The organism is Hassallia byssoidea VB512170 (genome assembly GCF_000817785.2).
GTDB lineage: Bacteria > Cyanobacteriota > Cyanobacteriia > Cyanobacteriales > Nostocaceae > Hassallia > Hassallia carrinoi.
This window is the reverse complement of the sequence record NZ_JTCM02000140.1, coordinates 1-15,801: the sequence shown is the minus strand read 5'-3', so window position 1 is coordinate 15,801 and position 15,801 is coordinate 1. Positions and strand designations below refer to the sequence as shown.

The 15,801-nt window shown below is 41.9% G+C and carries 18 protein-coding genes; 14 read left to right on the top strand and 4 right to left on the bottom strand.

What is annotated here, in order from left to right; genetic code table 11:
* Positions 1-145 precede the first annotated feature (145 nt).
* A complete protein-coding gene (locus PI95_RS31620; RefSeq protein WP_039740105.1) occupies positions 146-721 on the top strand; it encodes a Uma2 family endonuclease in 576 nt (191 codons plus the stop codon).
* Between the two features lie 458 nt (positions 722-1,179).
* Entirely contained in the window at positions 1,180-1,416 is a 237-nt protein-coding gene (locus tag PI95_RS31615) for a hypothetical protein (RefSeq protein WP_039740107.1), read from the top strand.
* 368 nt (positions 1,417-1,784) lie between these two features.
* Here the strand turns inward: PI95_RS31615 and PI95_RS31610 are convergent, their stop codons facing one another.
* Positions 1,785-2,357, bottom strand: coding sequence for a pentapeptide repeat-containing protein (locus PI95_RS31610; protein ID WP_163519372.1), 573 nt, complete (start codon positions 2,355-2,357; stop codon positions 1,785-1,787).
* 14 nt (positions 2,358-2,371) lie between these two features.
* Between PI95_RS31610 and PI95_RS31605 the strand changes: the two genes are divergently transcribed.
* Positions 2,372-2,851, top strand: coding sequence for a YraN family protein (locus PI95_RS31605; protein ID WP_039740110.1), 480 nt, complete (start codon positions 2,372-2,374; stop codon positions 2,849-2,851).
* An 80-nt stretch (positions 2,852-2,931) separates the two neighbouring features.
* Here the strand turns inward: PI95_RS31605 and PI95_RS31600 are convergent, their stop codons facing one another.
* Positions 2,932-3,321, bottom strand: a complete 390-nt coding sequence (locus PI95_RS31600; protein WP_039740112.1) for a hypothetical protein — start codon at positions 3,319-3,321, stop codon at positions 2,932-2,934.
* Between the two features lie 259 nt (positions 3,322-3,580).
* On the opposite strand from PI95_RS31600, the gene queA reads away from it, so the two are divergent.
* From queA to PI95_RS31585, 3 genes are all read left to right on the top strand, one after another.
* Positions 3,581-4,852 (top strand): tRNA preQ1(34) S-adenosylmethionine ribosyltransferase-isomerase QueA, encoded by a 1,272-nt coding sequence (gene queA, locus PI95_RS31595; protein ID WP_201280688.1) that lies wholly within the window; start codon positions 3,581-3,583, stop codon positions 4,850-4,852.
* 251 nt (positions 4,853-5,103) lie between these two features.
* Positions 5,104-6,252, top strand: coding sequence for a tetratricopeptide repeat protein (locus tag PI95_RS31590; RefSeq protein ID WP_039740116.1), 1,149 nt, complete (start codon positions 5,104-5,106; stop codon positions 6,250-6,252).
* A gap of 6 nt (positions 6,253-6,258) precedes the next feature.
* Entirely contained in the window at positions 6,259-6,420 is a 162-nt protein-coding gene (locus PI95_RS31585) for a hypothetical protein (RefSeq protein ID WP_163519371.1), read from the top strand.
* Here the strand turns inward: PI95_RS31585 and PI95_RS31580 are convergent.
* On the bottom strand, positions 6,417-7,112 hold the full coding sequence (locus PI95_RS31580) for an NAD-binding protein (protein ID WP_039740118.1): 696 nt from the start codon (positions 7,110-7,112) through the stop codon (positions 6,417-6,419). The genes PI95_RS31585 and PI95_RS31580 overlap by 4 nt on opposite strands.
* A gap of 162 nt (positions 7,113-7,274) precedes the next feature.
* Positions 7,275-8,609 carry a TrkH family potassium uptake protein gene (locus tag PI95_RS31575; protein ID WP_039740120.1) on the bottom strand — a complete coding sequence of 445 codons (1,335 nt, stop codon included), beginning with the start codon at positions 8,607-8,609 and terminating at the stop codon, positions 7,275-7,277.
* A gap of 369 nt (positions 8,610-8,978) precedes the next feature.
* Between PI95_RS31575 and PI95_RS31570 the strand changes: the two genes are divergently transcribed.
* The 8 genes from PI95_RS31570 (at position 8,979) to PI95_RS31540 (ending at position 15,578) form a co-directional block, all read left to right on the top strand.
* Entirely contained in the window at positions 8,979-9,821 is an 843-nt protein-coding gene (locus tag PI95_RS31570; RefSeq protein ID WP_039740122.1) for a methyltransferase domain-containing protein, read from the top strand.
* 147 nt (positions 9,822-9,968) lie between these two features.
* Positions 9,969-10,901: a homogentisate phytyltransferase gene (locus tag PI95_RS31565; protein WP_039740124.1), complete on the top strand. Its 933-nt coding sequence runs from the start codon at positions 9,969-9,971 to the stop codon at positions 10,899-10,901.
* A gap of 4 nt (positions 10,902-10,905) precedes the next feature.
* Positions 10,906-11,385: a tetratricopeptide repeat protein gene (locus PI95_RS31560; RefSeq protein WP_039740126.1), complete on the top strand. Its 480-nt coding sequence runs from the start codon at positions 10,906-10,908 to the stop codon at positions 11,383-11,385.
* Between the two features lie 47 nt (positions 11,386-11,432).
* Positions 11,433-12,662, top strand: coding sequence for a tetratricopeptide repeat protein (locus PI95_RS31555; protein ID WP_052324803.1), 1,230 nt, complete (start codon positions 11,433-11,435; stop codon positions 12,660-12,662).
* Positions 12,663-12,770: 108 nt separating this feature from the next.
* Positions 12,771-13,508, top strand: coding sequence for a uroporphyrinogen-III C-methyltransferase (gene cobA, locus PI95_RS37585; protein WP_039740128.1), 738 nt, complete (start codon positions 12,771-12,773; stop codon positions 13,506-13,508).
* Positions 13,509-13,535: 27 nt separating this feature from the next.
* Complete coding sequence (locus PI95_RS37580; RefSeq protein WP_039740130.1) at positions 13,536-14,375, top strand: uroporphyrinogen-III synthase; 840 nt, start codon at positions 13,536-13,538, stop codon at positions 14,373-14,375.
* Positions 14,376-14,515: 140 nt separating this feature from the next.
* On the top strand, positions 14,516-15,103 hold the full coding sequence (gene coaE, locus PI95_RS31545; RefSeq protein WP_039740132.1) for a dephospho-CoA kinase: 588 nt from the start codon (positions 14,516-14,518) through the stop codon (positions 15,101-15,103).
* 1 nt (position 15,104) lies between these two features.
* Positions 15,105-15,578 (top strand): GNAT family N-acetyltransferase, encoded by a 474-nt coding sequence (locus PI95_RS31540; RefSeq protein ID WP_039740134.1) that lies wholly within the window; start codon positions 15,105-15,107, stop codon positions 15,576-15,578.
* Positions 15,579-15,801: the final 223 nt, after the last annotated feature.

Here is a 15,801-nt window from a genome sequence, read left to right as displayed (position 1 = left end):
AAAATGGCACTCATAGTTCGTTTACTAGATCCTCAACACCCCACGACATTTTACAGATGTTGGCTGTCAATGAGTGAAAGAGTGTTTGTGAAACCCCCTTTTTGTCCAATATAATCGAAGCACCCTCACACTAAAAAACACTGTTATGAGCCAAGCTGCAAGCGGTGTTCGCTGGACAATTCAAGATGTTGCAGCGTTACCCGATAACGAATGGATTTGTTATGAAATTATTGACGGAGAATTGTTTGTGACGCGATCGCCTCATCATAAACATCAGCAGGTTACGGGTCGCATCTTTGCCGTCTTAGATAATTGGTCTGTGTCGAGTGGTTTAGGAGAAGCCTCGATTATGCCAGGGCTAATCTTTTCAGACTCCGATAATGTGGCTCCCGATGTGGTGTGGGTGAGTTATGAGCGGTTGGCGCAAATTCAGGATGAAGCGGGGCATTTTCGAGGAGCACCAGAATTGGTAGTAGAAGTGCTTTCTAAAGGAAAAGCGAATGAAGATCGAGACCGATTAGCCAAGTTGAAACTGTATTCAGTTCAGGGAGTGCAGGAGTATTGGATTGTCGATCGCATTGCTCAACGAATCGAAGTCTATCGACGAGACAATGCTCAGTTAAAACAGGTAACGACGTTGCTGGTTGATGATGTGATTACGTCGCCGTTGCTACCCAATTTTGTCTGTGAAGTAGCGCGTCTTTTCGTGTCACGGAACTAAGGGCGATCGCGATCGCTTAAAGCTGAATTTGCAAGGAATCGCCCTTTGGAATGACTTGTGTGTATGAAGAACAAGCGCGATTATTCCACCCTCACCCATCCACCCTCGTGATATCTCAGCCGTAAGTCTACAAGTTCTCATTAAAACTCAAACGAAATCGTGCCCTGCACTGTGAACGGCGCACCCGGATAAACGTTCACCTGACTAGGGGCACTTTCAAAATAATCGACATCGAACAGATTTCTAACATTGAGGGCGGCTGCGATGTTCTCATTGAAAGCCACACCTCGATGTTAAAGTTTTCGCTTTCATCAATTATTAAAGTGGCGAGGGCACTGTTGACAATCTAGAATTGCTGTGATATCCAAGTGGGAGCATCATTTAAAAAGGCGTTAGTCCATCCCCGCCAAGAGACTTACTAACGCCCTTGACTCAAACACATAAGGATAACATATATCATGCCACAAAACAGAGATTACAGCGATTCCGTCTCTCCAACTGGAGCGATCGCTTACAAAAAGCGTCTTAGTTCTTGGGCTGTTGCTCGTTTGCTTCCCGATACGCAACATGAGATTATCGCTCGATTCCGCAATCAGTCTGATGCAGAAGGTCATTTGCGGCTTTTACGTCAACTCACACCTGATGTCAGCTTGATGGTAGTTTTTGATTGTCAGAGAAACGAAGCTGTAGTTTGAAGTTTTGTGTAAGAACCTACATCTCCTGATTTGTAATAAAACGTAACAATAAGTGGTTTGAAATATCTATCCTTGGATGTTTGATAAAAAGCCACTGTACCGGAAAAAGAACGGCAAAGAATGCACTTTGGTTTCCCATACACTTTGCTGTTGTCATGGCGGAGAACTACGTTAGACTTTTGTTGAAACTTGCGTGCTAAAAGTAGTCTGAGGGTCAGTTGACCCTCAGAACTTTGGGAAATTAAGCTTGTTAGCGTTGCTGAATTAAATTATGAAATTGCTAATTCATCGTAGAGACGTTCCGACGGAACGTCTCTACAATACGTTAAATTTTAAATTCATACCGCAAATCAGCAACGCTACCTTGTTTACGAACAAAACAAAGTATCGCGGGTATTCCGTCCGGTTGTGGGATTTGTACCTTTGGCGATTTTGCAAAGCTTGTTTTGCTCATCCCGACGCAGCAGCACATCAGTAAAATCTGCCCCGTCAATAATCGCACCATCAAACCTAGCGCTAGCGGCAAACGCACCTTCTAATACTGCATTTGTCAAATTCGCTTTTATCAAACGAGCTGAGTCTAGAGTCGCATTTGAGAGATCGGCATCCTCAAAATTTACCGACTCTAGATTTGCCGCAAAAAAGCTGACACCCTGCAAATTAGAATGGCTGAAGTTGCTAGAGCGAAGATTAGCTTTAGTAAAGCTAGAATCTGTTAAATCACGTCCTGAGAAATCAGCTTTGAGCAGAATTTCTTTGTTATATTCCAGCGCAAAAGCGTTTGGCACAGAATAGAAAGATGCTGCGATCGAAACTGATAGCCAAAACAATAAACTGAGTATGCTTGCCCAAATGCGATTTACTGTTTTACCTTGCAACCCTAGCTGAGTTGGAGATTTGGTAAAAGCAATTGTTAGGCGATCGCATAAGATAGAATTCATGCTATTTTTAGCCAATGGCGAATCGGACTTCATCTCATTATCCCGATATCGGTACTTTAGGAGAAGACCTAGTAGCGCAATGGTTACAATCCAATTGTTGGATCGTTCTCCACCGTCGCTTTTCTTGTCGCTGGGGAGAAATTGACATCATTGCCCAATTTGAAGACGGGAAACCAGATAACTTGATGCTGGCATTTATTGAAGTCAAAACTCGCAGTTCTGGTAATTGGGATGCAGGGGGAAGAAGCGCTATCACCCGACAAAAGCAAGCAAAACTCTTTAGTACAGCGCAGATGTTTTTATCAGAGTATCCTGAGAAAGCGGATTATCCTTGCCGATTTGATGTTGCTATAGTACAATGTGAGCGAATCTCAAAAAAACTGCGTGCGGTTATGGCTAGCTCCGAAGTTTTAGCTAGTTCCGAATATGGGGTATATCACTTAACGCTGCAAGAATACATTCCAGGAGCTTTCGATGTCAATGACGCTGACTAAAATAGCTAATGGCTAATAGCTTTTCCAACGTTCAGCTATTAGCCACAATCATTCGCTTGGGTTAATTTAGTAATATGGAATTACGCTAACGTTTCAGGACAGTAGCCCAGTCCCCGGACAAACTGTTGTCTAAACGCTTCAATTTCATCTTTCTCTGGGTTTCCATGAGAAACTATTGCTACTTGGTAGCGACGCATTACATCAACAGGACACTGCCCTGCTTCCAAACTCCAAAGTGCCATTTGCACTCGCATTGGTGGGTCGTAACTAATTCCTAATTCATTTAAGAAAGCCCGAAAATCGCCATCTTCTTGGGGTGTAAGATTACCTTTTAGTTTGACCCTAACCACCCAGCCATCAATCTGATGAATGACAGTGACGAATGAAACAGGTGTCTGGGGTCTGCCGTGCAGGTGCTGAACCACCCTTAGAGTTAAACTGGCATTTGCCAGGTAATACAAATATTCCATCTTGGTGCTTGGGATCAAAGCCAATCATACATTTCTATATTTATAGATAGACCCCACTGTTGACTAGGGTAAAAGCCCCCGTTTTTCGATGGGGAGGTTTACCCAATTTTTATATTCTTGTTTACGTGTTACCTAATAGTATCCATCATAAAATCTAGGGGTAAAATTAAGCGATCGCTTTTAATAAAAGAAAATTAAAACCAGCTTTTTTATTTAAACTCTCTTCAGATAGATGCACTCCATACCCGCACGAACCAATATGAATGCAACTCCTAGCCAGGAACCACAAAACATTGAATTAGATCGTTCATTAGCTGGGTATGACTATGAATTACCTCAAGAACTGATTGCTCAAAATCCAGCACTTCCTAGAGATACCTCCCGGCTTTTATTAGTAAATTCTCCTAGCACAGGCAAATATTCAGCACCCTTAGACCACATATTCCGTGATTTACCGGAGCTATTACGGTCAGGGGATTTGCTGGTGATGAATAATACGCGGGTTCTGCCAGCGCGGTTGTATGGTCGTAAATCCTCTGGCGCAGAAATAGAAGTATTGTTGTTAGAAGAACGAAAAAACAACTGTTGGTTAGCTTTAGTCAAGCCAGGAAAACGCTTCAAAGTCGGTGCTTCGATTGTTTTTGCAGCAAGGGGAGTGGAGGGAGTGGGGGAGTGGGGGCAGGGGGCACGGGGCAGGGGGCACGGGGCAGGGGGCACGGGGCAGGGGGAGTTTGCCTCCTCGTCTTCCTTGTCTTCCCCCTCCCCCTTGTCTCCCCCATCCCCCCCTCCCCCCCTCTCCCCCTCTCCCTCTCCCCCCCCCTCCTCCTCCCTCACTGCTACGGTTCTGGAGACGGATGAAGCAACTGGGGGACGTTTGTTGCAATTTGATTTGCCGGAGGGAGTTTCTTTAGTGGAATTGTTGGATGTGTATGGTGAAGTACCTTTGCCACCTTACATTACACAATCCAAAGCCGAAAGCGAACAATATCAAACAGTTTATGCTCAACATCCAGGAGCGATCGCAGCTCCGACAGCTGGGCTACATTTTACACCGGAATTATTGCAGCAGTTGGGCGATCGCGGTATTAATCAAGCTTTTGTGACTTTGCATGTAGGCGTGGGTACGTTTCGCCCGGTGGAAGTGGAGAATGTTAGTACTCACAAAATGCATGAAGAATGGATTTCAGTCCCCCCGGAAACAGTAGAGCAAATTCGCGCTACCAAAGCATCCGGCGGACGGATTATTGCTGTGGGAACAACAGTAACCCGTGCTTTAGAAGGAGCAGCTAAATCTGGCAATTTGCAGCCATTTTCCGGCAAAACAGACTTATTTATTTATCCAGGCTATGAATGGCAAGTAGTTGATGGTTTGATTACCAATTTTCATTTGCCGCGTTCTAGTTTACTGATGCTGGTGAGTGCTTTAATTGGTCGTCCAAGATTGTTAAATATATATCAGCAAGCGATCGCTTCTCGATATCGCTTTTATTCCTTCGGTGATGCAATGCTCATTTTGCCGGAAGCAAGATAGGGAGTGGGGAGTGGGGAGTGGGGAGTGGGGGATGGGGAGAGTGGGGGATGGGGGGATGGGGAGAAAGAATTGTCCCCCTTGTCTGCCTTGTCTGCCTTGTCTGCCTTGTCCCCACTCCCCACTCCCCACTCCCCACTCCCCATTACCCATTACCCATTCTTCCAAATAAAATCCGTAGCAGCTTAATTTTCTCTTTTCTGGTGGGTACTCTGACTTATAAGCGTTTAACAATAAGTGCAGGTATACCATTCATGTTTAAAAAATATCAACTTTGTCAGTGGTTTCTTTGCACCTCCAAGATGGTGCTGTTTTCTTCCTCTGCGTTTTTGCTGCTTATGACATCAACGTTTATACCAGCAAGCAAGCTGCTTGCCCAGGAAAATGTTGTCACTCAGGATTTAGAAGCAGCTAGTTATTATCAGCAGGGAGTGATGCGCTATAACCGCAATGATTTACTGAGTGCTGAATATGCCTTTCGGCAAGCGTTGCAGCGAGATCCAAATTTGGGGCTGGCACGCAATTACTTGGGTAATATTTTTTTACAGCAAAATCGCTTGGAAGCAGCGGTGCAAGAGTATGCAGAAGCGATTAGGATGAATCCTAATTTGGGTGAGGCGTATTATAACTTAGCTTTAGCCTTGCAAAAACAAGGACAAAAAGAAGCGGCAATTACTGCTTATCGCCAAGCGTTGGTGATAGAGCCAACAATGGTTGCAGCACATTATAACTTGGGATTGGCACTGTACCAACAAGGTCAGCTACCGGAAGCGATCGCCGAATATCAGCAAGCAATTAATTTTGATAGTAGTAATGCCAATGCATATTTTAATTTAGCGATCGCCTTACAACAGCAAGGTGAAATACCGCAAGCGATCGCCGCTTATCGTCAAGCGGTGCAGCTAAATCCTAAAAATGCGATCGCTTACTCTAATTTGGGCAGTCTGCTAGCCAATCAAGGTCAAGCTTCGGAGGCTGTTACCGCTTACAAGCAAGCACTTAATCAAAATCCTAAGAATGCTTTAGCTTATTACAACTTGGGAGTAACTTTCTACAATCAAGGCGATATTAACAAAGCTAATGCAGCATTTAAACGCGCTCGCAATGAATACCGCGAATTAGGCAACCTTTTAGAAGCTAATAAAGTTGAGCAACTAATGCTGCAAATTGCCCAAAAGAAAACGCAACCTGAAGTTACTCAAACCTCAACTCCCTCGGAAACACCAACTTCTATTAACAATCAAGAAACACCAAATCAACCAGAAACTTCTTCAACCGAAACACAAAGCAATCCTGGGGATGTACCAATTTCAGTAGAACAACAGCCCACCTTGCCTCCAGAAATGCCAAATCTACCACAAACCCCTCTAGAAACTCCTGCGAACCAGGGTGGGAAGGGGTAAGGGGGAATGGGTAATGGGGAATGGGTAATGGGTAATGGGGAGTGGGGAATAGGGAATGGGGAATGGGTAATGGGGAGACAAGGAGACAAGGGGACAAGGAGACAGGGGGAAAGGGGAGAAGCCCAATGCCCAATGCCCAATGCCCATTGCCCATTGCCCATTTTTTAAATTGGCAAACGATTAATATCTTTGTTGCAGCCAATAACTACTATTGCTGAACCGCGCTCTAGATACTTACTTGGGTCAGGATTAATGATAAATTTACCATTGTGACTCATTGCCAGCAAATTCAACCCATAGCGGTTACGAAGTTGAAGTTCGGCGATAGTTTTACCATGAAATTCATCAGGTACAATAATTTCTACAATGCTGTTATCTGGGTCAAGGTCAAATCTATCTAGGATTGAAGGCTTGGTGAGCGATCGCGCTAATGCAGAACCTGCCTCAAACTCCGGAAATACAACGTGATCTGCCCCCACACGTCGCAACAGCTTGCAGTGAACTTCACTAGAGGCTTTGGCTACTACGTGAGGTACACCACCCTCCTTGACGTTCAGCGTGGTGATAATACTTTCTTGAACGTAGTTTCCAATTGCCACAATTACTGTATCAAATTCAAAAATTCCAGCTTCTTTCAATGCTGCTGGTTCCGTTGAGTCTAATTGCAAAGCATGACCAACTAGCTGCTCTGTCAATGCGTCGGATACCCGCTTTTCATTAATATCTGTTGCCAGTACTTGATAGCCTAGTTTATGTAGCGTAGAACATACCGAGCGACCAAAGCGACCTAAGCCAATTACGGCAAATTGGCGGTTATCGTGACGTAGACTGCGAAAAAAACCTAACGATGACAGATTCACAGTTGTTTTCCTTATTTTCCCTGTCTGTATCTAAGACAATAAATAGTTTGACCGAAAAACCTGAAAAAATTTTCTTTTTTGCCTGATAAGTTACATTTTATCAGTTCGTATACATATATTTAATTAGTCATTAGTTATTATTTATTCTCCTGATTGTTCTAACTAGCCCACGAGTAAATTTTCTTCTGGATAGCGAATTCTGCTAGGACGGGGGTCTCCTAGTACAGCTGACATCAGTAGTAAAACGCCCACTCGTCCAACATACATTGTGACAATTAAGATGAGCTTCGCTGCTATAGTTACATTTGCGGTGATTCCTGTAGACAGACCGACCGTAGCAAAGGCTGATACTACTTCAAACAGAATTTGAATGAAATCCAATTTTGGATCGGTGATACTAATTAAAATTGTCGAAATAATCACGGTTGTTATTGAACCTAGCAATACACCAACAGCTTTTAAAATTAAAGATGTTGCTATTTTGCGTTCATATAATAAAACTTCTTCTTTTCCTTGAAGAATCGTTTTTGTACAACTGGTAAGAACTCGCAAAGTAGTTGTTTTTATTCCGCCTCCCGTACCACCGGGACTTGCACCAATAAACATCAGTGCAATCGTAATAAACAAACCAGCATTTGTCATCTTGCCAATATCAATGGTGTTAAAGCCAGCAGTTCTGGGAGTCACTGATTGAAACCAAGCAACTAATAATTGGTCGCGAAAACTGAGATTACCAAAGGTTTGAGGGTTTCTTATTTCTATAGCCCAAAATACAATTGTTCCTAAGATTAAAAGTATGATTGTGGTGATTGTAGCGACTTTAAAATCTAAAGAAAATACTAGGTTGACTGTTTTTGTGGTTAGGCGATCGCGTAACCAAAGATACATTTCCATAATTACTTGATAACCAATCCCGCCAAAGATAATCAAGCCTGTGATAGTAAAGACGACTAAAAAAGATGATTGATACCCAATCAAGTTATCTTTAAACAAACTAAAACCCGCATTATTCCAAGCATTCACACTATGAAAAATAGCTAACCAAAGTCCTTGACTCCATCCATATTTGGGAACAAAAGCTGGTAAAAGTAAAAATGCCCCAGTAATTTCAAAAATCAAAGTTGTCGCAATGATTGAGCGAATAACTTGCCTACTACCACTCATTCCCGGTCGGTCTAAAGCTTGTTGAATCGCCATTTTGTGACGCAAATCAAACTTGCGCCCAATTAGCAAAATCAGAAAAGTTGTAGTTGTCATGTAGCCCAACCCGCCAATTTGAGCTAGTAAAGCAATAAACAACTGTCCCCAAAAGGAAAAATAAGTACCAGGATCAACTACTGATAAACCTGTAACGCAAACTGCGGATGTGGAAGTAAATAATGCCACAATTAAGTCATTCCACGTACCATTGCTGGTAGAAAAAGGCATCATCAGTAAGATGGTTCCCACAGTAATCACAGCCAGAAATCCCAAGCAAATTGTGCGAGCAACAGTCATATCAAGGTAAAATTTATAAATTTGAATTTTTACGATCGCTGCTGAAGTAGGGCTGACCCTCCCTGAAAATAAAAATACCCTTATTTAATTAAAAACACACATGGTAGCCTACCAATATGTTTGATTAGGGAGTGGGGAGTAGGGAGTAGGGAGTAGGGAGTGGGGGACTCTCTTGACAAGGGAGACAAGGGAGACAAGGAGGACAGAGGTAAATTTTGACTTTTAACTCCTAACTCCTAACTCCTAACTCCTAACTCTTAACTCCCCACTCCCCATTCCCCCCTTCTCTCTTTCGCCAGTCGCTCATGGGGGAGACCCCCAAGACCGCGCTGGCTCACCATTCCCCATTCCCCATTCCCCAATAAATTCATGAGTGCAACACTTTACCAACAAATTCAGCAGTTTTACGATGCTTCCTCCGGTCTGTGGGAAGAAATTTGGGGCGAACATATGCACCACGGTTACTACGGTGCAGATGGAAAGCTGAAAAAAGACCGCCGTCAAGCACAAATAGACTTAATCGAAGAATTACTCAAGTGGTCGGGGGTGCAGCAAGCAGAGAATATCCTCGATGTGGGTTGTGGAATTGGTGGTAGTTCTTTATACTTGGCAGGAAAGTTTAATGCCTCTGCAACAGGGATTACTCTGAGTCCCGTGCAAGCCGCTAGAGCCACGGAACGCGCTCAAGAGGCTGGTTTGAGTGGTAGATGTCATTTCCAGGTGGCAAATGCTCAAGAAATGCCCTTTGCTGACGATTCTTTTGACTTGGTTTGGTCGCTGGAAAGTGGCGAACATATGCCGGATAAAGCCAAGTTTATGCAAGAGTGTTATCGGGTGCTAAAACCTGGTGGAACTTTGATTATGGTGACTTGGTGTCATCGTCCGATTGATGAGTCACCGCTGAGTCAAGATGAACAAAAGCATTTGCAGGATATTTACCGAGTGTATTGTTTGCCTTATGTGATTTCTTTGCCTGAGTATGAAGCGATCGCTAGCGAACTCCCATTACAAAATATCCGCACTGCTGATTGGTCTATTGCTGTTGCCCCATTTTGGAATATAGTAATTGATTCGGCGTTCACTCCCCAAGCAATTTTCGGATTACTGCGATCGGGTTGGAGTACTATTGTTGGAGCGCTATCGCTGGGGTTAATGCGTCGTGGTTATGAACGTGGTTTAATTCGATTTGGGTTGTTGTGTGGAAATAAATGAGAAATTGGGGAATGGGGAATGGGGAATGGGGAATGGGGAATGGGGAATGGGGAATGGGTAATGGGGTAATGACCAATTACCAATTATCGATTACCCATTACCAATTACCACTTACCCATTCTTTTTAATTGAAAATCACAAATTATTATGCGTCAAATTTCTAAAAAAGGGTCTTTCAATTTTCTGGGTGGCTGGTTGTATGCTTTTTGGAAGTTTTCCCGTCCACATACGATTATTGGCACTACTTTAAGTGTGTTGGGTTTGTATTTGATTGCTAGCGCTACGTCATCTTCTTTTCCTAGTTTAGGTCAACTTTTTTCAGCATGGATTGCTTGTCTGTGTGGCAATGTTTATATTGTCGGGTTGAATCAATTAGAAGATGTAGAAATTGACAAAATTAATAAGCCTCATTTGCCAATAGCAGCGGGAGAATTTACGCGCCGCACTGGACAATTAATTGTAGGTATTGCTGGGATTCTCGCACTAGCTATAGCGTGGCTGGGGGGACCATTTTTATTAGGGTTGGTAACTATTAGTTTGGCGATTGGGACGGCTTATTCTTTACCACCAATTCGCTTAAAGCAGTTTCCTTTTTGGGCAGCTTTGTGTATTTTTAGTGTGCGCGGGGCTGTTGTTAATTTGGGGCTGTTTTTGCACTTTAATTGGCTGTTGCAAACAAATAAAGGAATTCCGTCTACAGTGTGGGTTTTGACGGTGTTTATTGTGGTGTTTACGTTTGCGATCGCTATCTTTAAAGATATCCCCGATATGGAAGGCGATCGCCTCTACAATATCAGTACTTTCACTCTGCAACTCGGTCAAAAAGCTGTGTTTAATCTGGCTCTTTGGGTGTTAACTGTTTGCTATGTTGGTATGATTTTAGTGGGTGTGCTACGTCTTGCAGAAGTTAATCCAGTTTTCGTGGTAATTACTCATCTTGTGACGCTGGGTTTAATGTGGTTTAAAAGTAAGTCGGTTGATTTGCAAGATAAAAGCGCGATCGCCAAATTTTATCAATTCATCTGGAAGCTGTTTTTCGTCGAATATCTGATTTTCCCTATTGCTTGTCTTTTAGCTTAATATCATGTTAGAAATTCCCTCAAGTTCAATTTTTGCTATAGCTGTAGTCATCCTCGCTATCGCCATTTTGATGTATTTTTCGGCGAAAACTTTGATTACTTCAAATTTGTTTCAACAAGGAGTTACTCTTTATCAACAAGAAGATTATCCAGGTGCAGAAGCTATTTTTCGCAAAGTAATTTCGATTAACTCTACTAATGATGTGGTTCGCTTGCTGTTGGGAGATGTTTTGGTGCAACAAGGTAATTTAGAATCAGCAGCGGAAATATTTGGTGAAGTGATTAATCGCAGTCCGAAATATGCTGATGCTTACTTGCGTCTGTCTAATGTTCTCATGCAGCAAGAGAAGCGAGAAGAAGCGATAAAAAACTTGCAACTAGCTAAAGATTTATTGCAAAAACAACGACAAACCGAAAAAGTTGATAAAATAACTCAATTATTAGATAAAATGAAAGCTAGATCGAGTAAGTTATCTGAGATGTAATTCAAACCAAAGTAAGCATTTAAACCAAATGTAAATATTTTAGTAAAATGCTGAAAACAAATTTGCTGACAGCAACTATTATCGGCTTATGCTTGACAAATATTAATACTGCTTTTGGTGTGATTGTCAGCGTAGGTGAACAAAACAAACCAGACGCTTCAGAGACGATAGCACCTTTTAACAAAAACGCAGTTGCGAGCTTTGAGGAAGGTGTAAATCTTTATGAACAAGGAGATTTAAAGGGGTCGGAAGCAGCTTTTAGGAAAGCAATCGAGTTGCAACCAAACTTTGCTAAAGCTTATATTGGTTTGGGAAATACTCTTGACGATCAAGGTAAGTCAAGTGAAGCGATCGCAAGTTACAAAAAAGCGATTAGTCTAGAACCAGAAGAATCTGGAGCATACTTTAATTTAGGTTTGACTTTAGCACGGCTGGATAAGTTAGAAGAAGCGATCGCACAATATCAAAAAGCCATCAGTCTCGATCCAAAATATGTAAGAGCTCGCTATAACTTAGGCAATGCTCTCTACAATCAAGGTAAAATAACAGAAGCGATCGCACAATATACAGAAACGATTCGCCTAGAACCCAATTATGCACCAGCTTACGCACATTTGGGAAATGCTTTGTACGATCGAGGCAAAAAAGAAGAAGCGATCGCTCAATATAAAAAAGCTATTAGTCTAGAACCAAAATATGCAGCCGCTCACTATTATTTAGCAACTGCATTGCACGAACAAGGTAAAATAACAGAAGCAATCGCCGAGTATACAGAAGCCATTCGCCTAGAACCGACAAATCCAGCAGGGTACAGCGGTTTAGGACAAGCTTTAGAAATTCAAGGCAAAAAAGAAGAAGCGATCGCTCAATATAAAAAAGCAATTAGCCTCAATCCCAAATATGTATCGGCTCATTACAACTTAGCGTCAGCATTATACGCTCAAGAGAAGCTAACAGAAGCAGTCGCTGAATATACAGAAACAATTCGGCTCGATCCCAAGTATGTACAAGCTTACAACGGTTTAGGAAATGCGCTAGACGATCAAGGTAAACCAAGTGAAGCGATCGCTCAATACAAAAAAGCCATCAGCCTCGATCCAAAAAATGGCTACGCCTATTATAATTTAGCAGTAACTTTAGGAAGGCAACAACAACTAGATGATGCGATCGTTGCTTTGAAAAAAGCCAGAGAATTATTTCAAATACAAAGAAACTCCAAGATGCTTGAACGAGTTGAGCAGCTATTCCAAAAAATCAACACTAGACAAATAAATTAAACTCTTAATCTTTATTCGTAGTGAGCGGTTTACCGCTCAAATCTTAAGCACTGAAGTGCTTACTACATTAGATCGCGTTTATTTGCGGTTCAAAATTCTCCAGAAGTCATGACTAAACAAAAAGGTAAAGTCTACCTCGTAGGTGCAGGATTAGGAGATGTAGCATACCTCACCGTCAAAGCTTATCATCTCTTAGCTCAGGCAGAAGTTTTAGTTTACGATGCCTTAGTAGATGCCCAATTATTAGAATTAGTACCATCTGATTGTCTTAAATTAGATGTAGGCAAACGCGGTGGTAAACCAAGTACACCGCAAGTTGAAATTAACAACTTACTCGTCAAGCATTGTCAGCAAAATCAACAAGTTGTACGCTTAAAATCAGGCGATCCATTTATTTTTGGACGCTGTACTTCGGAAATTGAAGCTTTAAAAAAAGCAGGTTGTCAATTTGAAGTGATACCAGGAATTTCCTCAGCTTTAGCAGCACCGTTACTTGCAGGAATTCCCCTGACAGATCCAGTTTTAAGTCGATGTTTTGCAGTATTCACAGCGCATGAACCAGAAGCTTTAGATTGGGAAGCGCTATCACGTTTAGAAACGCTGGTAATTTTGATGGGAGGGCGAAATTTACCTGAAATTGTACGTCAATTGCTGCGGTACGGGCGATCGCGTTTAACACCCATTGCCATTATCCGTTGGGCGGGCACTCCCCAAGAAAAAATTATCATAGCTCAACTTGGCAATATTCTACAAGAAACCGCTGGAGAATCTTTATCACCAGTGGTAATAGTCATTGGTGAAGTTGTCGGCTTACGCAGATACCTGCAATCTGAGAATATAGACTAAGACAATTCTTACTAGCCACCCCCACCTATGTCAAACAACCTCCCCCCCTCTCCCCATCCCCCCCTCTCCCCCTCCTCCCTCCCCCTCGTCGGTAAAACAATCTTAGTTACACGTTCAGTTGGACAATCGAGCCAATTTAGCGATCGCCTGACTGAAGTTGGTGCTACTGTGATTGAAATGCCAACATTAGAAATCGTTTCCCCTTCGAGTTGGTCAGGTTTAGATAATGCGATCGCGCATTTATCCGATTTTCATTGGTTAATTCTCACTTCCACCAATGCCATAGATTACTTTTTTGAACGGTTGAACACACAAAATATAGATAACCGTGCTTTAGCTAATATCAAAATTGCCGTTGTCGGTGAAAAAACCGCTCAAAGTCTTAAACAAAGAAGTTTGCAACCAGACTTTATTCCCCCCAACTTTATTGCAGATTCGTTAATCGCAAACTTTCCCGAAGAACTGACAGGAAAAAAAATATTATTTCCCAGAGTTGAAAGCGGTGGAAGAGAAGTTTTAGTAAAAGAATTCACCGCTAAAGGTGCAGAGGTAACAGAAGTTGCTGCATATCAATCTTGCTGTCCAAATAGCATCCCCCCAGCGGCAGAATTAGCTTTGCAAAATAAAAGCGTGGATATTATTACTTTTGCTAGTTCTAAAACTGTACAATGTTTCAATAAACTGACAACAAAACTATTTTCAGTCAACTCACTGGCAAATTCTTTAGAAGGAATTTGTATTGCTTCTATCGGTCCGCAAACCTCTAAAGATTGCCGTTCTTTACTAGGACGTGTGGATGTCGAAGCTGAAGAACATACTTTAGAAGGATTAACGCAAGCCTTGATAAAATGGGCTGTTAGTAGTTAGTAGTTAGTTGATAGTTGATAGCTGTTAGTGGTTAGTTGTTAGTTGATAGTTGTTAGTGGTTAGTGGTTATTTGTCCAATGCCCCATGCCCATTGCCCAATGCCCAATTACCAATTACCCATTACCAATCCCCATTGCCCAATGAAACGTATAATTGGTTTAACTGGAGGTATCGCTACAGGCAAAAGTACTGTTGCAAATTATTTAGCTACAGCTTACAACTTGCCGATTTTTGATGCAGATATATATGCTAGAGACGCAGTATCTATAAATTCGCCAATTCTACAAGCGATCGCTCAACGTTACGGACAACAAATTTTACTTGCAGATAATAGCCTCAACCGTCCCAAGTTAGGCGAAATTATCTTTAACAATCAAGCAGAACGCAGTTGGGTAGAGAATTTGATTCATCCTTACGTGCGCGATCGCCTTATTGTAGAGACGCGATCAGTCGCGTCTCTACTGGTGTTTGTTGTGCCTTTACTATTTGAAGCGCAAATGACAGATTTAGTTACAGAAATTTGGGTAGTAAGCTGTTCGGAACAACAACAATTAGCAAGATTAATGCTGCGGAATAATTTAACTTTAGAACAAGCACAAGCCAGGATTCACAGTCAAATGCCGATTACCGAAAAAGCAGCGCTTGCTGATATTGTGTTAGATAACAACTCTACTAAAGATGGATTGTTAAAACAAGTGGATTTGGCTTTACCTATTAATAATAAATAAAATGATAGAAATCAAAACGATAAAATTACACCAAATTGAAGAAGTTAAACGAATTATATTTGCAGTATGCTCAGAAATATTTCAGGTTCCTGAAGAAGTAATTAGAAATAATGACTTTTTGTCAGATATAGATGACATGCGATCGCACTACTTGGATAATAAAGGTACATTCTTGGTACTTGTCGATGATGATAAAGTTGTTGGTAGCGGAGGAATTAGGCGTTTAAATGACGACATCTGCGAACTGAAGCGGATGTGGTTGCTCAAAGATTACCGAGGACAAGGATTTGGCAAAAAAATAGCACAGATACTTTTAGATTTTGCCAAGAAAGCAGGTTACAAGAAAATCAGACTTGACTGTGCAGATGAACAAAAACAAGCACAAGCAGTAAACTTCTATAAGCAACTCGGCTTTTATGTAATTGAGCGTTACAATGACAGCCTTTGTACCGTCTTTATGGAAAAGATACTCTAAATTTGGTCTGGATCAATTCCAGCTGCTTTTAAACGTTCTGCCAAGCGATCGGATGGCATCAAGCTGAATTTAGCATAACTCCCGTGTATGGTGCGTTATGCGCTTCGCTAACGCACCCTACTGGCATGGCTTGGCTAAATGTGTGCATTATCGGTGCTTGACCGAATTCAATAAACGACTGCCCAAATTCAATAAACGACTGCCCAAATTCAATAAACGACTG